This is a genomic window from Candidatus Villigracilis saccharophilus (assembly GCF_016711665.1).
Genome location: NZ_JADJSO010000022.1, coordinates 26,891 through 51,522 on the forward strand (window position 1 = coordinate 26,891; position 24,632 = coordinate 51,522).

General features: G+C 51.0%; 2 protein-coding genes. One reads left to right on the forward strand and one right to left on the reverse strand.

Annotated elements, in window-relative coordinates; genetic code table 11:
• Positions 1-171: 171 nt before the first annotated feature.
• Positions 172-2,184, reverse strand: a complete 2,013-nt coding sequence (locus IPL17_RS09205; protein WP_345306791.1) for a FecR domain-containing protein — start codon at positions 2,182-2,184, stop codon at positions 172-174.
• Between the two features lie 690 nt (positions 2,185-2,874).
• Between IPL17_RS09205 and IPL17_RS09210 the strand changes: the two genes are divergently transcribed.
• A complete protein-coding gene (locus IPL17_RS09210) occupies positions 2,875-24,534 on the forward strand; it encodes a sortase (RefSeq protein ID WP_345306792.1) in 21,660 nt (7,219 codons plus the stop codon).
• The last annotated feature ends 98 nt before the right edge of the window (positions 24,535-24,632 follow it).

A 24,632-nucleotide genomic window follows, 5' to 3' on the forward strand; every position in this document is an offset into this window, starting at 1 on the left:
CTTTCCATAAGCAATGCATTTTTTATACCTGTGGGGATTGGTCCAACAAGCGATGTGAATTCTAGTTGTAACCATACTAAATTGTTAAGGTTCCCAAACTCAATTGGAATATTTCCAGTCAATTGATTTCCATAAAGGCCTAGATACTTTAAATTTCTGAGGTTGCCTAATTCAACGGGGATGGTACCCGTCAATGCATTCTCGTAAAGTTGGAGTTGAACCATACTTACTAAATTTCCCAGTTGAGATGGGGATGCTACCGCTGAGTTGGTTGCGAGCAAGACCTAGGGATGATAAATTAATTAAGTTGCCTAATTCAGGGGGAATACTGCCGTTTAGCTGGTTAATGCCTAGGTTGACGGAGGTTAGATTTGACAACCCACCCAATGTTGGAGGAATATTTCCACTTAATCTATTATTATAAAGAGCAAGTTGAAGAAGGTTAGTTAGATTGCCTAGTTCTGTGGGGATATTGCCGCTGAATTGATTCTCGAATAGATAAAGAAGCTTTAGGTTTGTCAATTTACCTAATTCAGTTGGGATGCTGCCTGATAATAAATTGGTCTCAATACGTAATTCCTGGAGATTGGTTAAATTTCCTAATTGAGGCGGGATATTGCTGCTGAGTTTATTACTACCTAAGCCGAGTTGAATCAAGGATTGAATATCCCCTAATTCTGCCGGTATACTACCAACTAAATTATTGTTGGCAACAAAAATTTGTGTCACATGTCCATTAGTGCAAGTGACCCGATACCACGTGCATGGAGTATTCGTAACCAACCAGCCGGTCTTATTGGTCCAGCCATTTCCATTTGTACTGTTATAAAGTGCAACCAACGCATTACATTCAATTACTGGAATTTCCGTTACCCCGGCACACCCACTGACTGGTGTTATCGTCGGCGTAAGTGTAATTGTTGGCGTTGAAGTGGCTGTGAAAGTTATTGAGGGTGTTGATGTTTTTGTGAAAGTGGGAATCGGAGTAAATGTTGCAGTGGATGTGGACGTGGGAGTTTGTGATTTGGTTGAAGAAGGGATGGGAGTAAATGTCCTGGTTGATGTTGGTACGGGAGTTAATGTTTTTGTTGCTGAGGGAATAGGGGTATATGTTCTCGTTGAAGTAAGAACAGAGGTTTGTGTTTTGGTAGGAGTATAGACAGGCGTCAGAGTCCGAGTTGAAGCGGCTTTGGCTGTCGGGGTACGGGATGGAGTTGTTGTAATCGTTCTTGTGAATGTCGAGGTAAAGGTTGGAGTAAATGTTCCAGTGGCGCTGGGTGTATAAGTGTTCGTTGTTGTGAAAGTCGAATTGGTAGAGGTAGGGCTGGCAGTGTTCGCAGTTTGGGTGGGACCAAAAATACCTGGAGGAGTGTTGGAAGGTCCGGGAGTGATGGTTGGCAGGGCTGCAAATGTCGCTTCAAGAATTGGGATAACGAGTGTCGCTTCCGGGTTGTTCAGAACCCAATCGGAAGCTTCCGCCCCGGTCATGCGTCCTGTGACAGGAGGGATGGACGGGCTGTAAACAAGAGCGGTCTCGCCGGATACGAGTTCCGCCCGCCCACCTTCGTTTTCAAGTTCGCAGTGACCTTCCAAGCACGAGATCGTAGTGAGGTTGTTTTCCGGGCGATATGTCACGTGCAGGAACGACCCACGGACAGCCGCCAATCCGGAGGGAGTTTCCACGTTGACCTCACCGCCCTTTAGAATGATCCATATTTCGCCGAGTCCCAGATCGAGGAAATAACGTCCCCCGTCAACACCCTTGCGCTCATCTTTAAATACAAAGATTGTGTTTTCACCTAAACGTACAATAGTCTGGTTGGAAAGGTCAAGTCTTACACGGCTTTGCTCGGCCGTTTTTACGGTGCTGGAAACAGTTAATATCTGGTCTGGCGTGACCGCTGTGAAATCAGATTGGTCCGGCTTGCGAGATGTAACTGTGCCGATGATCTCGTGCATACTGGCTGTCAGCGGAGCCGGGGTGGGGCCGGGCATTGTGGGGATGAGCAGGGCGATCAGTCCGCCGGGGTCAATGAAACTATGGAACGGTGGACGCGAAGTCGGATTGACTGTGGATTGTTCAAGTTTTAAGGAATTGCGTTTATAGATGTAAACAGCATATGTCGCTGTCAGCAGGCTTATCGTAATAACGATGTTGATGATGATCGATCGTTTTGGATTCATGTGTTTGAAGGCGATTTGGGTTTGAATTGATCCAATGTTATTTTTGACCTTGATAATCAAGACTGATCTCAATCTTATGGGCAATGTAAATGTAATTGCTTAAAAGTCTTGCTTGCCAACGTCTAAAAAATTATGAAAGAGCCGATATTAGAAATTGTGTGGCGTAATTCCAGATATAAGACTGGCCAATTCAAAGGTGCATCAATTTAAACAATAAGGTTGTCTAGATTTCCCCAATATTTCGCATTATATCCCTTCAATGAATTCAGAGCGAATTTATCGCGTAAAAACTTCCTAAAAAGTTATTTTGTATGATTCAGTTATTGCCCGCCTTTACCATCCGCGAAATCGGGTCTCTTTTAATCCATCTTGAAAGCTTGACCGCCGATTAGTCAGTGTGCTCATTATTGCTTCCACGATGAAAAAATGTGAACACGATAGATGTTGTCGAGATAGTGTTGTTTAGCTTTCAATTCTGTATGTTTTGTTCGTTGACTTACTCATATTATTCTCATAGAATCAAGTGAAAAATAGTACTTTTGAGCGATGGGGGATGCCTTGACTCAGTGTCTTGATCTGGTCGCTTATCTCGTTTTTTGAGTAAGGGCACTGACGAGCGAATAGCGAAACCGCCCCTGTTTTTAAATAAATATAAGCGTAAATTCTATATTCCCAAGCCGGAGAAATTGTATGCCCAAAATCTTTAAGATGTGTTTTGTGGTTGTTGCTATCGCGGGCTTATTTACGATTTCTCCATTCCTTAAAGTAAAAGCGGATGTGCAAGCGCAGAGTTATAACGCAACCATATCAAAATCATTTAATCCAGCAGCCATCGCTCTCAAAGAAAAAAGCCGCCTCAGTATCACCATTACCAATCCCAATAATTTTATTTTATCCAGCGCCGCATGGACGGATAACTTGATCGGTGTTCAGCCGGGTCTGCAGGTCGCAAACCCGCCCAATATAACATCGACCTGCGTCGACCTGGTTGCCGATCCCACTGCGGTCACGGCTCTTGCCGACACTACCATTATTGCATTGCAGCGTGGCAGCGTGCCGGCCCTAGACTCCTGCGTGGTCTCGGTGGATGTGGTTGCCACAGTCTCCGGAAATCTGACCAATACGATTCCCACCGGATGGTTTAGCGCAACACAGAACGGCGGTCCCGGAACGATCACAAATGGCGCAGATGCGAGCGCGATACTGAACGTCGCCACCTTTGATTTTCCGGCCGAGATCAATAAGCAATTCAACCCGATCTCTATCGCTCCCGGGGATGTGTCCCGCCTGAGCATCTCTATCTACAATTCCAATACCTTCGAGTTGAATAATGCTGCCTGGATTGATAACCTCGCGGGAATTCAGACCGGCTTGAAGATCGCTAATCCGCCCAACATCTTGACAACCTGTGATGATCCTCTGGCTAATCCGCCGACTGCTGTAACTGCAGTGGCCGGGGGAACTGCAATCTCTTTGGAGCGTGGCAAAGTACCTGCCCAGTTAAACAGCAACCCAGGTTCCTGTACCGTGTCGGTGGATGTGACATCAACTACGCCTGGAAATCTGATCAATACAATTCCGGCCGGGGCTTTATTGTCTACTGGGATTGGCGGGACTGTTACAGTGGGAAATACTTCACCATCCAGCGCAACCCTGCAAGTCGATACTGTCGCTCCCCCTTCGATCACAAAAAGTTTTACCCCGAATACTGTCTGGGTGGGGCAGACCAGTCAATTAACAATCGACATCAAGAATAATGATCTGACTCATGTATTGTCTGAAATAACCCTGACAGATATCCTGAATGATCCTGCGCCGAATAATATTGTTATAGCAAATCCTGTTTCAGCTTCATTATCAGGATGCGGCGGGACGGCCGCTGCTTTGCTGACTGCTAATAGCGGGTCGAACTCACTTATCTTAAATAACGCGAGCATTGCGGCAGACGCAACCTGTCGAATTCTTGTTAATGTGGTCTCGTCAGTCGCTGGGAGTTATACCAATACGATCGCTGTTGGAGCGATCGGTAGTAAACAAGGGGTGACAAATGCATCCCCCGCTTCCGCGCCGTTGAATGTCCAAGCCTCAAGTATTCTAAAGTCTTTTTTCCCCACTACCATTCAAGCCGGGGAAATCAGCCTGTTAACTATTACCTTAAGAAACCCGACGGCAACTCCCTATACCGGGGTGGCTATTGATGATGTCATGCCAGGTACGGTCTTGGAACTGGTGCCTGGAACTGCCGCAACCGATTGCGGTACCGGGATTGCAGAGGTCGTGACTACCGGCCGCGCAAATGACACAGTCCGTTTGACTGGAGGAACGATTCCCGCGGGTAGTGTGGCTACTCCGAACAGTTGTACGATCACGGTCAGTGTGACCACGCCGGATACAGCATTAACACAAACTCACACCAACACAATTCCTGCCAACGCGTTGGTGACAGATCAGGGCATTAGTAACCTTCTGCCCGTTAGCACAAATTTGGGGGTACAAAGATTAAGTATTGGTGTCGTAAAAGGTTTTTCTCCGATAGCCATTCAGCAAGGCGGGACTACAACAGTCACCATCACCCTGCAGAACAGAACCAGCAATCCCTTAAATATTGTATCGTTCACGGATACCCTTCCAACAGGTTTGGTACCGGTTGTCCCGGAGACGGCAGCCACCACCTGCAGCGGAGGAACCGCTGCCTCCACAACCATCCCATCAGCTGTCACATTGACTGGGGGAATCATTCCGCCTGGTACGGTAGCTGTGCCTGGGACATGCAGGGTTACAGTCAATGTTACGACCAACGGTAGTGTCTTCCCGGCTACATACACCAATGTGGTCGATCCAAATACGATCACCACGCTGGAAGGTGCGACCAACCTGGACTCTGCGAGCAGATCCATAAATGTATATCAAACGGATCAAGGTGTAACTGCAAGCAAGTCATTTTCTCCGGCTTCCATTTTGGCCGGCTCCAACTCGCGCCTTAGAATCTCTTTACGCGCGCCGGATGACGAAGACCTGACCAACTTCTCGGTGACCGATATCCTGCCGGCAAATGTCACCATTAGTAATTCAACAGCGGCTTCCCTTAGTGGATGCGGCGCGGGGACCCTGACAGCAGCAGCCACTGGGACTGACACGATCACCTTAAGCAATGCCTCGATCACAAAGGCGACTACCTGCCAGATTGATGTGTATGTGACAGGTAGTGTTTCAAACGTTTATACCAATACCATAGCTGCGACCCAGATCACGAACGATCAGGGTCAGCGTCCTGCTGCTGATTTCTCGGCTTCGCTAACCGTCAGCCACATGACCATCAGCAAGGCGTTTTATCCAAATGCGGTCAGCCCCGGCGGCCTTTCAACCCTAACGATCACCCTATCCAACACAAATCCCGCGCCGATCACAGGAGTGTCCCTTACAGATAACTTGACCACCATGGGCGGCGGTGATATTTCGATCGCACCCACTCCCAATGGAAAAACCACTTGCGGGAGCGGCACCGTTCCGGTTAGCGGGGGATCGCAGATCATTACATTGAGCAATGGGAGTATTCCCGCCCAGGTGAGCGGGGTACCCGGCATCTGTACTGTCAGTGTTGATGTTCAGGCATCGAGCAGCATTGTGACCCTGCCTACGACTCGCACGAATACGGTCTACAGGACGAATGTGTCGGGAACGATCTTTGGATTGGGTACAACCATCAACCCGGTTGCGGATGCGGCTGCAAACCTGCTCATCACCCCCCTGTCAGTGGGAGTCGTGAAGGGCTTTGATCCGCTAACTGTTTTTGGCGGATCTTCATCCACACTCAGCGTGCAATTGGTCAATCCAAACAACACGGTCCTGTCAGGGATCACATTCACCGATACGATGCCGCTCGGCATGTTTATTGCGAATCCTCCCAACCTATCGACTGGGACCTGTGGTGGTGCATTGACTGCCGTCCCCGGAGAGCGCACCTTTACCTTCAGCGGTGGTGTGTTGAACGCCAATAAGCGTTGTACATTGACCCTTAGTACAACCATGAACGTTAACGGTAACCGCACCAACACCATCACAGCTGGGGCGGTCACTACTTTTAACGGGGCTAGCAACCCACAGGCCGCGCAGGCATCCTTGACCAACCTGCCCGGTGTCAGCATTACAAAATTTTTCACACCTAACACCATCATAGCCGGCACAACATCTTTATTAACCCTAAGACTGACAAACACCGGCAATATTGCATTAAGCAATCTAGGCTTTTCAGATACCCTGCCTGTCGGATTGCAAATTTTAGATTCTCCTGCACCCACCAGTGCGTGCGGCAGTGGTCTGACAGCCCTTGTTGGTACCCGAATTATCAGTCTTGCAGCCGGCGCAATACCGGCCGGTCCCGGTACCACCTGTGATATCGTTGTGCCGGTCACAGGAACAACTGCCGGAACCTATACCAACACAATCCCGAAAAATTCCATTTCTTCCGCCCAAGGCGCCACCAATACCGAACCGGCGACTGATACCTTGACCATCAATGCAAATCCGCTTTTGCAGTTGATCAAAACGCTTGATATTAATACCTCCAGTCCCGCGCCTTATACGATTGGCGATTCCCTTGCCTATCAGATCGTCGCGAAAAATATCGGTGACGTTCCGTTGACCAATGTCACCATTACGGATCCCAATGTGGTGATGGGGGCATGTACACCATCGGGGACTCCGATCACCCTGCTGCCAACGCAAACATTGACCTGTGTAGCCACCCATGTGGTTACTTCTGGTGATGATACGGCTAAAAGCTTCGTAAACACTGCCAGCGGCGACAGCGATCAAACCGACCCGGTCACCGACTCTGTCACAGTTCCGATCGATAAGATCAATGCGATGAGCATCAAGAAGGTCATCACTTCGACTGCCCCATATCAATTGGGCGATACGCTGAATTACTCCATTACCGTCACCAATCTTGGGACAAGCACCCTGAACGGCGTGACCGTGACTGATCCTGGTACGGACGTAACCCTGGGGACTTGCACTCCCGGACAGCCGTCTGTGCTGACGCCCGGTACCAGTATGGTTTGTGCTGCAAGTCATGTAGTGACTCAGCCAGATGTCGATCTAGGCAGTTTTACTAATACAGCCATTGCAGATAGTGTTGAGACCGACCCGCCGATCAGCGATACTGTGGTCGTTAATATCAAGAAAAACCCACAGCTCAATGTGTTCAAACAGGTCACTTCCAACGGACCTTATAACACGGTCGGATCGGTGATAACGTATGATATCTCCACAGTTAATAGCGGTGATGAGACCCTGCATAATGTTACCCTGGTCGATAATACGCCCGGGGTTGTCATGGGTACCTGTACACCGGCTACTCCCGCCACACTTATCCCAGGCGCCATTCTTTCCTGTGCAGCCAGCCATACAGTGACCGCCGGGGATCTGACAAACGGCGGATACACCAATACCGCCACAGGCGACAGCGATGAAACTCCGTCAGCCAGCGATACAGTGACGGTCATCACCAAGACACCAAGTATCATTTTGGATAAGGTCGGTACCCTCAATGCCGGCGGCAATGGCCGCGCAGATGCCGGGGATACGATCTCCTATGCATTCACAATTACAAATAATGGCGAAGTCACGCTGACCGATATCACGCTGACCGATATTGTTGGCGGCATTACCATTACCGGCGGACCAACCATTGCGTCGCTGGCTCCTGGGGATGTTAACTCCACCACCTTCACCGGCACATATACTTTAAAACAATCAGATATTGATGCGGGGACATTCTCTAATACTGCCACAGCCACCGGTTATCCCCCGATCGGCAGTCCCGTCAGTTCCACAGACACAGATACAAAAACTGGTTTGTCCGTGTCTTCGCTTCAACTTGACAAGGTCATCACATCCGGTGGAAGTTATAACCATGCCGGGGCGATCATCTATTACAGTTATACGATCACGAATAACGGCAATGTGGCGTTAACTGGGAACAGCACCCCGGATGGTTATTTCACGATCACAGATGATCATATTAATGGCGGAACAGCTTTCAGTTGCGGAACCGCTGTCAGTCTCGCCATTGGTGCCAGTATTAACTGTACCAACAGTTATACCGTTACCCAGGCGGATATTGATGGCGGGGCTTCCATTGTCAATACTGCGAATGCGCATGGAAAATACGTTGCGCTCGATGTGACTTCGAATACAGATACAGCCACGGCAGCCGAACTCACTCCCTGGCCGGCATCTCTGGCAAAGTCCCTGGTGACGACCGAATTTAATGTCAGCGGTAATGATCATACTCAGGCCGTGATCGGCGAGATATTGACCTACCAACTGGTCACTACCTTCCCATCCGGGTCAACTCTGTCCGCCAAGATCGTGGATACGCTTGATGCCGGTCTCGCATTGGTGGCCGTGGATTCTGTGACGGTTTCCAATCGCGATTCTGATGGAGCATCTGTCAATACGGATGCGGGATTAAATTCGGAAAAAATGACATTTGACTCCTTCGGTAATTGCACGAACTGTACCGCCAGCGTAACGAACGACGTTGGTGTTAATCCATTCGTGGAGACCAGTGGCGGCAAGCTTACTTTCGATTTTGGCAATGTTATTAACACCAGTCCTTATGTCGATGGTACAAATACGGGCGCAGAAACGATCACGATCATATATCGTGCGATCGTCTTGAACGATATAAATAACCAGAGCCTTGTGAATTTAAATAATTCGGCGGTCTTTTCATGGACTGGTGATCAAGCTTCTGCATCGGCGGCGGCTGTGACAGTAGTTGAACCGACTTTGACTCTCTCAAAATCGCTTCTGACACTGCCCGCAACCATTCACGATGCGGGTGATACAGCCTCATTCAGCATCACAGTGACGAATGGCAATGCCGCGAGCGGAACGACCGTAGCTCATGATGTCGAATTCACGGATCTTATCCCGTCTGGTTTGACGTTGGTTGGTTCTCCCACTTTGGGAGCTTGCGATGCTTCGCCGACTTTTGGCGGTACAACGACTCTGACCGCTTCCTGGATTTCTTTCCCTATAGCCAGTTCATGCACATTCACTTTCAACACAACTGTCAATGCAGATGTGCTGCCCGGGCAAACGATTGCCGCCAATACCGGCGAATTACGCTGGACGAGCATTTCTGGAACGCGCGCTGATCTATCGCCATTCAACACAGCATCAGATGAACGGATCGGCCCAACGGGCATCATAGGAAGCGACAGCCTCAACGATTACGGTGTCGAAAGCCCCGCCTCCGCGATTACGCTGGACAATGCCGTGGCGCAAAAATCCATCATCGCCACCTCCGAAGCGCACACGGACGATCCGAACGCGGCCATTGGAGAGATCATCCGCTATCGTTTGGTAATGCAACTGCCTGAAGGCGTCGTCACTGATCTGCAATTAAGCGATACGTTTGGCGGAACTGGCGGCCAGCGCTTCCTTGACGATAATACGGCCAGAGTGCTGTTCGTGGGGAATGGCAGTGTCTCGTCGGCCGTCTACGGCAGCGTGCCGTCGGTCAGCGCCTGTGCCAATTACGGGGGAGATTTCACACTCGCGGGCACGTCGGCGATCGTGTCGTCAGCAGTTAATTGTTCACTCGCAGATGCCAACATTACAGCCATTGAAAATAGTGACGTGGATACCTATCCGACCAATGGAGGCGTCCACTTCCAACTGGGTACTATCACCAATGGTGATAATGACGTTAACCCGGAATTCATCATCGTTGAATTCAATGCGCTGGTCACGAATGAAGCTGCAAATGTCACTGGCAGTACATTGACAGACAGTTTTATTGGACGGAGATGGAACGGCACAGCAATGGTTAATATGGGGAACGCGTCTCCTTCTGTTTCATCGATCGCGCGCGAACCTTCCGTTACTGTCAGCAAGGTTTTGATGAGCACTCCGCTGGATGCGGGCGATACAGTCACGTATCAATTGACCATTACGGCTGGTGGTACTTCACTTGATCATGCAACCGCTTTTGAGCTTGAGTTGACGGATGTTCTGGATAACGGGTTGACCCCGGTTTCACAGGTAATTGACAGCACCACACAGGCATCCATTTGTTCTGGCGGCGGATCTGGGATAACTGTATATGCTGATCAAATTTCTCGAATTGGACAGACGGTTACATTGACCGCCACTTGTCTTGATCCTGGTAATTCCATCACTGCCACCATCACAGCCAAAGTCGCACCGGGAGCAGTGGCAGGTGCGACTATTCCCAACTCAACCGCTATCGTCTATACCAGTCTGCCGGGTGCGCATGGTACCACTGTCAACGACACCGGCTCTGTGGTAACTACCGACCCCGGTACCCCAACGGGCGAACGAACGGGATCGGGAATAGCACCGAATACGTATGTTGATTCAGATAACGTTTCCTTAACGCTGGATGTGCCGGGTATCGTTAAAAATGATGCGACACCTGCGGTATATACCATAGGCGAGACGGTCAGTTATGATATCCGTGTCACCCTTCCAGAAGGTGTAACCCCCAGCCTGGTGGTGACTGATAACATTCCATCCGGCACAAAACCTACTGGCAGCCTGCCTTATGGTTTGAAGTATGTAAGTTCCCAGGTTCTTGCATCTGATGCGGCCCTGTCCAATGCTTTCAGCGGGCCAACAGATGTAACCCTGATATCTGGTGTTTGTGCCAATACATGCGCCAGCGGGGATGATGTTACATTCACATTCAATGATGTGACCACTCTTGATGATAATAATGCCGCCAACAACACATTTATCATCCGTATTGTTTTGTTGGTGGAAAATATTACCGGCAACCAGGATCGTATTCCGGCAAATGCTGAATATCCAACTTCCCTGATCAATTCTGCCACGGCTGTTTACACGGGTGGAACGATAAACGATTCGGCCGCGGCTATTACCATCATTGAACCGCAGATCACAACGACGAAGAGTGTCAGCCCGACAACGAATGTCAAGGCGGGAGACACGCTGACCTACACGGTACGGTTCACGAATAGCGGTGACAGCACAGCCTATGATGTGACAGCATTGGACACGATGGCGCAGGGTGTGATCTTTGGTTCCATCACGAGTTGTAACTACTTCAACGGGTCGACCACATCCCCGATCGGGTTTACACAGCCGACAGCGGGCATCGTGAGCGTTCCATTTGACAGTGACATACCCGGCAGCTGGGATGTTCCTGCCACCGCGACGGACTCGTACATTGAGTGTGTCTATACCGGCGTTGCACAGAATAATATGGTGCTGAACGGCAGTCACACCAATAGCATTGACGCGGATTGGACTTCACTTGATGGAGTAAATGCCAACGAACGAAACTATAGCGATACTGTATCCAATAATATGGATGGGACGCAGGACACAGCGACAGCGACGTTCACAACCGGAGCGGTCACACTAAGCAAGAGCGACGGCGGGATTACGCAAAGGACGATCGGAGATTCGATCACCTATACGATCACGGTGGGCGGGGCGAATGTATTGGGCACTCTGCGCAGCCTGGTGGTGACGGATACCCTGCCTGCGGGTTTGATCTACGACGGCGGTGTGGTGTTCAGCGGGTTCTCCACCTCGCCTGTCCCGACATTCGGCACGAATGACGGCAGTGTGGCGGTGGTGTTGACCTTCAATTTTGGAGACACGGTCAAGAGTGCTGATAATGCCACGATCACATTCAACGCGCATGTGGCGGATGTGACCGGCAATGCGCGGACAGTGGCGAAGACGAACAGCGTCAGCGCCAGCTATCTGAATGTGGCCGGTACGACGGTGAACCTGGGACCAGCCACTGATGCGTTCACAATTACTGAGCCTGTCATCACGACAACGAAGAGTGTCAGCCCGACAACGAATGTCAAGGCGGGAGACACACTGACCTACACGGTGCGGTTCACGAACAGCGGCGACAGCACAGCCTATGATGTGACAGCGTTGGACACGATGGCGCAGGGTGTGATCTTTGGTTCGATCACGAGTTGTAACTACTTCAACGGGTCGACCACATCCCCGATCGGGTTTACACAGCCGACAGCGGGCATCGTGAGCGTTCCATTTGACAGTGACATACCCGGCAGCTGGGATGTTCCTGCCACCGCGACGGACTCGTACATTGAGTGTGTCTACACCGGTGTCGCGCAGAACACGCTGATCTTAAACGGCAATCATGTCAACAGCATTGATGCGGATTGGACCTCACAGGACGGCACCGCCATTGCGGGCGAGCGTGTGTATGCCGACGCGGTCAGCCGCGCGAATGTGGATGGGACGCAGGACACAGCGACAGCGACGTTCACAACCGGAGTGGTCACACTAAGCAAGAGTGACGGCGGGATTACGCAAAGGACGATCGGAGATTCGATCACCTATACGATCACGGTGGGCGGGGCGAATGTATTGGGCACGCTGCGCAGCCTGGTGGTGACGGATACCCTGCCGGCAGGTTTGATCTACGACGGCGGCGTGGTGTTCAATGGATTCTCCACCTCGCCTGTCCCGACATTCGGCACGAATGACGGCAGTGTGGCGGTGGTGCTGACCTTCAACTTTGGAGACACGGTCAAGAGCGCTGATAATGCCACGATCACATTCAACGCGCATGTGGCGGATGTGACCGGCAATGCGCGGACGGTGGTGAAGTCGAACAGTGTCAGCGCCAGCTACTTGAACGTGGCCGGTACGACGGTGAATCTGGGACCAGCCACTGATGCGTTCACGATCATTGAACCTGTCATCACAACGACGAAGAGTGTCAGCCCAACGACGAATGTCAAGGCGGGAGACACACTGACCTACACAGTGCGGTTCACGAATACTGGCGACAGCGCAGCCTATGATGTGACAGCGTTGGACACGATGGCGCAGGGCGTGATCTTTGGTTCCATCACGAGTTGTAACTACTTCAACGGGTCGACCACATCCCCGATCGGGTTTACACAGCCGACAGCGGGCATCGTGAGCGTTCCATTTGACAGTGACATACCCGGCAGCTGGGATATTCCCGCCACCGCGACGGACTCGTACATTGAGTGTGTCTATACCGGTGTTGCCCAATCTACCTTGTATCTGGACGGCAATCATGTCAATAGCATTGACGCGGATTGGACCTCACAGGACGGCACAGCCAATGCGGGCGAGCGTGTCTACGCAGATGTTGTCAGCCGCGCGAACGTGGACGGGACGCAGGACACAGCGACAGCGACATTCACGACGGGTGCGCCAACCATTACAAAGGATGATGGTGGTGTGGTACAGACTGTGATCGGTCAGAAAGTATCCTTCACATTGTCGATCACCAGTCCATTGGGAACCCTGCAAAATGCCAAGGTGGAAGATTCTCTGCCAGCCGGATTTATTTATGTGGCAGGCAGCCAGGTGGTCAGTGCCGGGGTGAGTGCCGCTACTTTTTCCACAACAGTTCCGGTTGACGGGTCTGCATCTGGCAAGCTTACCTGGGATTTTGGCAGCGCAGTGATTAGCGCCAGTCCATTCACGATCAAATATGACGCAATCGTTGCCAATGTCGCGGGTAACCAGAATTACACAGTAATGGCAAATACAGCGACTTTAAGCTATACCAATATCGCCAGTTTGCCCCAATCTCTTACCAGCAGTGCGACATCCACGATCACAGAACCGATCTTGACGGTCGGCAAAACTGCCGCGTCTGTGGCGGTGAATCCGGTTGCCGGGGATGAGATCACCTACACGGTCACGATCGCCCACGATACCAATGGAACACTGCCGGACAGTACCGCTACAGCTTACAACGTCAATTTGAACGATGTTCTGCCAATTTATGCTGACCTGCAAATTGGAACCGTATCAGTTTCCGGTACAGGCGCTGCGACGGTGATCAATACATCCAATGATGGAACTAATACGGTCACGATTGCCATTAGTGATATTCCAATTGGAACAACAGCCATCGTTACCTATAAAGCGATCCTCACAGCGGCGCTTGTTCCCAACCAACAAATTGTGAATACTGCCGATATTGATTGGAGTTCGCAGTCTGGTGATAATAATCCGGGCGCTGTTGACGGCGAACGCGATGGTTCAGGTCTGGTCAATGATTACAATAACAGCGCCACAGCCACGAAATACGCCGCCAACCTGATCCCGGTGAAATCGATCGTTAGCACCTCTGAAGCTCATACGCTCGAGACGGGAGATGGTTCCAACAATACAGATCAGGCGCGCGTTTTGGCAATTGGTGAAATCCTGCGTTATCGCATGGAAGTTGTTATACCCGAAGGAACCTCAACGAGTTTAATTTTGGCAGATGCGCTGCCGCTTGGGTTGAGTTATCTGGGTAATCCCAAGATTTCGATCATTTCCACGATCCCAATGACAGTGCCGGCTGACCTGAATGGCGCGCGGAATGGCGCAGTGCCTCCGACCTTTGATCTTCCGATCGGGCATATCACGGTGAATGGCCAGGATGTGACCTTTGCGCTTGGTGATTTTATTAATAATGATGCGGATGTTTCCAGTTTGGATGTGGAAAAGATCGTTGTCGACTTTAATGTATTGGTCAACAACGATGCCAATAATCACAACTCAACCATTCATGACAACCTGTTCACCACCTCGATCAGCGGCGGCACGCCTGTGTCATCCAATCATGTTTACTCCACGGTGGTCGAACCTGTCCTCTTATTGGGGAAGACAGCCAACGCTTCCACAAACTGGAAGTATAACGATACTGTGACCTACACACTAAGTATCACTTCGCCGCTTGCCAGCGCTGCGGACGCCTTCAACTTGCGTGTCGCTGATCGAATTCCGTCCGGTTTGACCTACGTGCCTCTCTCGATCACTGCTCCCGCCGGCTGGGTCGCTGACGCTACTGGCGCGCCCGATATCGTTTGGACCTGTGACCTGGCCTGCGCGTTGCTTTTGGATGGTACAGCTGATTTCACATATCAAGTTAAGGTGGATGCCCCTCCGTCAGCTTCTGCTCTTGTGGGCAATGCCACGGTTACCAATAATGCCTTGCTTACATTTACTTCATTGCCGGGTAATACCGGGACGACCGGTAACGGGACTGGTTCAGATACCCCTGGTATCAGCGGCGCGGCAAATGGCGAACGAAACGGATCGTCCGGAGGCATCAATACTTATAACGACCCGGCTTCCCATACTGGAGGAGTCACTCCCTACTATTCCATCGGTAACCGTGTCTGGTTTGACACCGATAATAGCGGCACAATGAATGGGTCTGAAGTGGGAGTGAGCGGTGTGTTGGTGCAATTGTTTGCTGCCAGTGACACGAACTTCACCACTGCTCTTGCTTCTGATACCACCAATGCGGCTGGCTTCTACCTATTCGATTATCTTGAGCCAGGTGATTATGTCATTGTCATCCCGTCTTCAAACTTTACCGGCACTGGAAAGTTGGTCGGCTATTGGTCATCGGGTACATCCATGGATAATACGGGAAGTATCTCTGAACCTGCGGCCATTGATGTTGATATTGTAGCTACGGATGCCGATGATAACGGCAAGCGCCAAATTGCCGCCCCGATCGCCGGGGCTGTGATCACACTGCCGATCACGCTTGGCGCAACTGAACCGACTGGCGAACTTGCAGCACAACTCGAATCAGGTGTTTTGGGTGAGCAGGGTGCTCAGCCTGATAATCGTGCCAACATGACAGTTGACTTTGGTTTTTATCAGACTGAGATCGGTGGATTGCTCTGGACTGAAGGCGGAACGGTTGTTGACGGCAGGTATGTGCTGGTAGATGATGGCTTGATCTCCGGCAATACAGTGCGCCTATATTCCGCAGACGGGTTGACAGAGGTTGCAACCGCCGTTCTTAGCGGCGTTGGCGGAGATTACTTGTTCTCAGGTCTGCCCGATGGAAATTATGTCGTCAAGGTTTCCGAAACGACAGGCATGATCAGCACCCTTGATACATTCGATCAGGCTGACAATAACGATCCCAATACCAATACCGATAATAATGATAATGGGGATAATGATCGGGAAACAGCCGGGGTGGTTGCTTCCAACCCTGTGGATAGCGCTCCAGGATCAACTGGAATAAAAACAAACAGTACTGTCTCGAATATTACCGGCACCACTACAAATCTCACGCTTGATTTTGGTTTTGCAAGTCGTTACTCGGTCGGAAATCGGGTATGGCTGGATAGTGATAATAATGGCGCGATGGATGCCGGTGAAATAGGTGCTTCCGGCGTGACCGTTCAACTGTTCGCCGCAAATGGTCTGGGTCAGCCGACCGGCCTCGTGCTGGATCAGGTCACCACAAATGGCACAGGTTATTATCTGTTTGATAACCTCTTCCCGGGAGAATATGTTGTCGTCATCCCATCCAGTAATTTTAGCGGACCGCTCACTGGCTACTGGTCTTCATTGACACATATGAATTCTGCCGGGATCACAACCGAAACAGATTCGAGCGATCCTGATGATGCCAACCAACTGGACGATAATGGCATGCTGGTTGGCTCTGATGTCATCTCCAAGGCCATTCTGCTTGGTCCGATCGGTGCTACGGAACCTATCAATGAAAGTGATGCCCCGGCTGGACAGGGTGCTCAACCTGATGATCATGCCAATATGACGCTTGACTTTGGTTTCTTCCAGCCTGCAACTCTTGGTGATTTTGTTTGGAACGATACGAATTACAACGGTATTCAAGATGCGGGCGAAACCGGGGTCAATGCAGTTCAGGTTGACTTATATACCGGCGCGGACCAATTCGTAGAGACAGCCACCACCAATGCCAGCGGCATTTATAAATTTACGAGCCTCCTGGCAGGCGACTACTATGTCATCTTTACCCTGCCCAATGGATATGTATTTAGTCCCAAGAATACCGGCGCTGATGTGGCCAAAGACAGCAACGCGGATATTGTCACCGGTCAAACAGCTGCTGTGACGCTGACTGGCGGCGAGACCAATAACACGATCGATGCTGCCATGTATGCTGCTGCGCCTGCCTTAAGCATCGTCAAGACGGCCAGCCCATTGACGTACAACGCGGTGGGCAATGTCATCAGCTATAGTTATCTGGTAACTAACAGCGGAAATGTGATACTGTACGCGCCTTTCACAGTTGCCGATGACAAAACCATAAATGAAAATTGTCCGGCGACCGCGAGCCTTGCGCCGGGTGTAAGCATTACCTGTACTTCCAGCTACACGATCACGCAGACCGATCTGGATGACGGCTCGGTTATCAATACAGCTTCGGCCAGCGCCGAGGATGCGGTGAGCAATAGCACGGTGACATCCCTGACCGATAGTGAAACTGTAACTGCGATACAAAGTCCGTCGATGACAGTGGCGAAGAGTTCCACGACAGTCGGGCTGTCCGCGCCGGGGACGGTGAACTACAGTTACCTGGTGACGAACACAGGGAATGTGACCTTGACGAATATCGTTCTGGTGGACGACAACGATACGGCAGCGGGAGTGAGCTGTCCTGTCACAACCCTGGCGCCAGCAGCGACGACAACCTGTAGCGCTTCGCATAACTTCACACAGGCTGAGTTGGACGCGAACGGATCCCCGACCGCCTTGAGCAGCAGTCTGACGAATACTGTCACCGCCAGTTCGAATGAAGCGGCGGATGCGACTGACAGCTTGAGCATTCCGATCACACAAAATCCGTCCATGACAGTGGCGAAGAGTTCCACGACAGTGGGGCTGTCCGCGCCGGGGACGGTGAACTACAGTTACCTGGTGACGAACACCGGGAATGTGACGTTGACGAATATCGTTCTGGTGGACGACAACGATACGGCAGCGGGAGTGAGCTGTCCTGTCACAACCCTGGCACCGGCAGCGACGACAACCTGTAGCGCCTCGCATAACTTCACGCAGGCTGAGTTGGACGCGAACGGATCCCCGACCGCCTTGAGCGGCAGTCTGACGAATAATGTCACCGCCAGCTCGACCGAAGCAGCGGATGCGACGGACAGCTTGAGCATTCCGATCACACAGAGTCCGTCGATGACAGTGGCGAAGAGTTCCACGACAGTCGGGCTGTCCGCGCCGGGGACGGTGAACTACAGTTACCTGGTGACGAACACCGGGAATGTGACCTTGACGAATATCGTTCTGGTGGACGACAACGATACGGCAGCGGGAGTGAGCTGTCCTGTCACAACCCTGGCGCCCACAGCGACGACAACCTGCACCGCCTCGCATGACTTCACGCAGGCTGAGTTGGACGCGAACGGATCACCGACCGCCGCCAGCGGAAGTCTGACGAATACTGTCACCGCCAGTTCGAATGAAGCGGCGGATGCGACTGACAGCTTGAGCATTCCGATCACACAAAATCCGTCCATGACAGTGGCGAAGAGTTCCACGACAGTGGGGCTGTCCGCGCCGGGGACGGTGAACTACAGTTACGTGGTGACGAACACCGGGAATGTGACGTTGACGAATATCGTTCTGGTGGACGACAACGATACGGCGGCAGGAGTGAGCTGTCCGGTCATAACACTTTCGCCCACAGCGACGACAACCTGTACCGCCTCGCATAACTTCACGCAGGCTGAGTTGGACGCGAACGGATCCCCGACCGCCTTGAGCGGCAGTCTGACGAATAATGTCACCGCCAGCTCGACCGAAGCACTGGATGCGACGGACACCTTGAGCATTCCGATCACACAAAGTCCGTCAATGACAGTGGCGAAGAGTTCCTTGACAGTCAGCCTGTCCGCGCCGGGGACGGTGAACTACAGCTACCTGGTGACGAACACCGGGAATGTGACGTTGACGAATATCGTTCTGGTGGATGACAACGATACGGCGGCAGGAGTGAGCTGTCCTGTCACAACACTTTCGCCCACAGCGACGACAACCTGTAGCGCCACGCATAACTTCACACAGGCTGAGTTGGATGCGGACGGATCCCCGACCGCCTTGAGCGGCAGTCTGACGAATAATGTCACCGCCAGCTCGGCCGAAGCGCCGGATGCGACTGACACCTTGAGCATTCCAATAACTCAGAACTTTGCTTTAGGTATTGTCAAGACTGCTTTGCCAACTACATACAATATTGCTGGCGATGTGATCAGCTATAGTTACCTGGTGACGAATACAGGCAATGTTACGCTGACAGGTCCATTCACCGTCAGTGATGACAAGGCAGCCGATGAGAACTGCCCTGCGACTGTTGCGCTGTCACCAAACGGAACCATCACTTGCACAGCGAGCTATACGATCACTCAGACCGATATGGACAATGGTTCCGTCACGAATATCGCATCCGTGAGCAACGGCACAGTAACATCCGCGACCGATACTGAAACTGTCACAGCCATACAGAGTCCTTCATTAGGCATCGTTAAGACTGCGCTCCCGATCACATACTCTACTGTGGGTGATGTGATCAGCTACAGCTACCTGGTGACGAACACAGGCAATATCACGCTGAGTGGACCGTTCACGGTGAGCGATGACAAGGCAGCAGATGAGAGTTGTCCCGCAACTGTTACATTACCTCCGAGCGGAACCATCACCTGCACAGCGAGCTATACGATCACTCAGACCGATCTGGATAATGGCTTCGTCACGAACATCGCATCTGTGAGTAACGGCACGGTGACATCCGCGACCGATACTGAGACTGTGACAGCAATACAGAGTCCCTCACTGAGCATTGTCAAAACCGCCTTGCCAATCACATACAATGTTATTGGAAATGTGATCAGCTATAGTTACTTGGTAACCAACACAGGCAATATCACGCTGGCGGGGCCATTCACGGTAAGTGATGACAAGGCCGCTGACGAGAGTTGTCCTGTGACTGCCGCTCTGCCGCCAAACGGAACCATCACCTGTACCGCAACCTATACGATCACCCAGGCTGACCTGGATAATGGTTCGGTCACGAACATCGCTTCTGTTAGCAACGGTATCGCTACATCACCAACCGACACAGAAACTGTGACTGCTGCGCAGGGACCGGCGCTAAGCATTGTCAAGACTGCTTCGCCGATTACATACTCTCTTGCTGGAGATGTGATCAGCTACAGTTACCTGGTGACGAACACAGGCAATATCACACTAAGTGGACCGTTCACGGTGAGCGATGACAAGGCGGCTGATGAGAATTGTCCCGTAACTGTTACATTATCTCCGAGCGGAACCATCACCTGCACAGCGAGCTATACGATCACTCAGGCTGACATGGATAATGGCTTCGTCACAAATATTGCATCTGTGAGTAACGGCACCATCACATCGCCGGCTGACACCGAAACCGTCAGCGCAATACAGAATCCACTGATGACAGTGGTGAAAAGTTCCGCGACTGTCAGTCTGTCTGCGCCGCGCATGGTGAACTATAGCTATCTGGTAACGAACACAGGGAATATGACATTGACGAATATCACCCTGGTGGACGACAACGATAATAATGATATAAGCTGCCTGGTCGCAACGCTGGTGCCGGCGGAAGCCACGACCTGTACCGCCTCGCACACCTTCACACAGGCAGAGCTGGATGCCAACGGGTCGCCAATCGCTGCGAGCGGCAACCTGACAAACAACGTTACTGCAAGTTCGAACGAATCGCCGGATGCGCTGGATACTCTTAATATCCCGATCATACAGGCTCCCGCATTGAGTATCGTCAAGACGGCCAGCCCGTTGACCTACAGTGCGTTGGGCGATGTGATCAGCTACAGTTATCTGGTGACCAACACAGGCAACGTCACACTGAGCGGACCGTTCACGGTGAGCGATGACAAAGCAGCAGACGAAACCTGTCCTGTGGCTGCCGCTTTGCTGCCAAACGGAACCATCACCTGTACAGCGAGCTATACGATCACACAGACCGACCTGGATAATGGTTCGGTCACGAACATAGCTTCTGTGAGCAATGGTGTCGCATCCTCGCTAACCGATAGCGAAACTGTAACTGCCATCCAGAGCCCATCACTAAGCGTTGTGAAAACAGCAAACCCCGTCACATACAGCGCAGTGGGTGATGCGATCAGCTACAACTACCTGGTGACGAACACAGGCAATATCACACTAAGTGGACCATTCACGATAAGTGATGACAAGGCCACTGACGAGAGCTGTCCTGTGACTGCCACTTTGCTGCCAAACGGAACCATCACCTGTACAGCGAGCTATACGATCACACAGACCGACCTGGATAATGGTTCGGTCACGAATATCGCTTCTGTGAGCAATGGTGTTGCAACCTCGGCGACCGACAGCGAGACTGTGACTGCCATCCAGAACCCGGCATTGACGGTGTTGAAGAGTTCAACCAGTACGGAATTAACCGTGCCGGTAACAGTCCCATACAGTTACCTAGTGACGAATATCGGGAACGTGACGTTGACAGGAATTAGTCTGACTGACAATAACGATAATAACGATATGACCTGTCCCGCTGCAACGTTGATTCCGACGGACACGATGACATGTTCCGCGACCCACACCTTCACGCAGGCGGAGCTTGATGCAGGCGGCACGTTGGATAATATCGTGACAGCCAGTTCGAACGAATCGCCGGATGCGACTGACACCTTGAGCATTCCGATCGCGCAGAATCCATTGATGACTGTCGAAAAGAGTTCTCTGAACACCAGTTTGAGCGTAACTGGAGTTGTTGGCTACAATTATCTGGTGAGGAACACCGGGAATGTGACATTGACGGGGATCAGTCTGGTGGACGACAACGATACGGCGGCAGGAGTGAGCTGTCCTGTCACAACACTGGCGCCGGCAGCGACGACAACCTGCACCGCCTCGCATGACTTCACGCAGGCTGAGTTGGACGCGAACGGATCGCCGACCGCCTTGAGCGGCAGTCTGACGAATAATGTCACCGCCAGTTCAAATGAATCGCCGGATGCATTGGATACTCTTAATATTCCGATCGTACAAATCCCTGCTTTGAGTATTGTGAAAACGGCAAATCCGGTAACATATAATGCGGTGGGTGATGTGATCAACTACGATTATGTGGTGACAAACATTGGCAATGTCAGCCTGGCAGGACCGTTCACAGTCAACGACGATAAGTCATCAGACGAAAATTGTCCAATAACAGTTTCACTGTTACCGGGTGGAACCATCACCTGCACGGCTAGTTACACGATCACCCAAATTGATCTGGATAATGGGTCAGTCACGAATAGCGCTTCTGTGAGCAACGGGATTGCAACGTCACTGACCGACAGCGAGACTGTGACTGCCATCCAGAGCCCTTCCCTGAGCATTGTCAAGACCGCGCAGCCGGTCGCTTACAATGCCGTTGGAACTGTGATCAACTACAGTTATGTGGTAACGAATACGGGCAACGTCAGTCTGGCAGGACCGTTTACAGTGAGCGATGACAAGACAACTGACGAGAGTTGTCCGGCGGCTATTGCGTTATCTCCCGGAGCAGTCATTACCTGCACTGCGAGTTACACGATCACACAGGCTGATATTAATTATGGTTCGGTCACCAATATTGCATCCGTGAGCAATGGTATTGTTACATCGCCAACCGACAGCGAGACTGTGATTGCCGCGCAGGCGCCTGCGATAAACATTGTTAAGACCCCCAGCGCAACTGTGATCAACAGTGGCGCCACGGTGACATATTCATATGTTGTAACCAATCCCGGGAATATATCACTCAATTCCATTGTAGTGGCGGATGATAAATGCTCGCCCGTATCCTATGTGAGCGGGGATGCCAATTCGAATAATATTCTTGAACCGGCTGAGTGGTGGAATTACACATGTTCAAGCGTGTTAACAACCACAACTACAAATATCGCAACGGTCAGCGGAACATTTGGGACAACCTCTGTTCAGGATACGGATACTGCCACGGTAAATGTTGTCACGACAGATTTTTCCAAGTTCATTGTTGGTACAAGTGAAATGTTTACCAGTGGAGAAAATGTGGCAATCGGAGAAATTATCACCTATCAGGTGACAATGAATCTCTCAAGGAATATGACGCTTGCGAATGTGGTTATCACCGATCGAATGGATAGAGGACTTGCTTTTGTGGATTGTGTATCTGCCGTTCTGTCTGGGACGGATATAAAAAGCGCAGTTTGTCCCCCAGCCGTTTCCAGCATCACCGATCCCGCTGACCTTGTGTCCAACCCTGCAAACCCGGGCCGTCAAATTCAATTTAATATCGGCAATATAACGGCACCCGCTACTGACTCGCAGTTGGTTATTCAATATCGAGCCATTGTCCTTGATGTGATTGAAAATCAAGAGAATGATGAGTTGAATAATAGGGCCACGATAGCCTGGACCAGCGGTTCGCTCACAGCGAGCGCCCCAGACGTGCTCATCGTTGAACCTGATCTGGCAATTCAGAAATCAGCTGCTCAGACGGCTGTAACCACTAATTCGTTTGTTGAGTTTAAACTGGTTATTTCCCACACCCCGAATAGTTCCGGGGATGCCTTTGATGTTGTGGTGACCGATGTGTTGCCGGATGGGCTTGTCTATATTGCATGCACACCAATCGTGTATTCCGGATACATCCCGAGCAACCAACCTGATCCATGTAATATTCTGGATGGAGATACGCTTATGTTTGGCTGGGACAACTTGCCGCTCGGTGAGACAGCCACGGTCGCATTTTTTGCCCGTTTTGATGGCGGAAAGTCAAGCGTGGAAAATCTTGCATCCGTTGCATGGACTTCCCTGCCGATTGATATGGGTGAGGCAGGCCTGCCTGTTCAAATGTCTGCATTCAATGAAACATCAACAGAACGCTGGTACGACCCGCTTGACGCGATCAATGTTTATCAAATTACAGATAGCGTTACCATTACTGCCCTGCCTCAAAAATTGCCCGAAACAGGATTCGCGCCTAATTTGATCACTGCCCTGCCGGAGCAGTCTTTAGAGAAATCCTATCTGGCTACTGATTTATGGGTGAACATCCCACGCCTTGGAGTGAATATTCCGATCGTAGGTGTGCCTATGGTCGGTAATGATTGGGACCTGTCGTGGTTGTGGAATCAGGCTGGGTGGTTAAATGGAACGGCATTCCCGGGTTGGCAGGGAAACAGCGCATTAACCGGCCATGTAACCCTATCGAATGGTAATGCAGGTCCGTTCGCAGGACTTGGCAAACTTAAATGGGGTGATAAGATACTGGTTCATTCATACGGTTCAGTGTACACCTATGAAGTGCGTGAGAATCGTATTGTTACCCCATATAATACGTCTGTGCTTAAGCATGAAGAAACTGCCTGGCTTACTTTGATAACCTGCAAGACTTACAATGAGAAAACAGAGACTTACTCTAATCGAATTGCAGTGCGCGCTGTGCTGGTTAAAGTAGACTTGGAAAAATAAGGCTTACGCATTGACCGTTTAAAGAAAAGTCGATCGATACAAAAAATCCGAGTTCGTGTGAACTCGGATTTTTATATTGACAAAAAGTTCAAATGAGA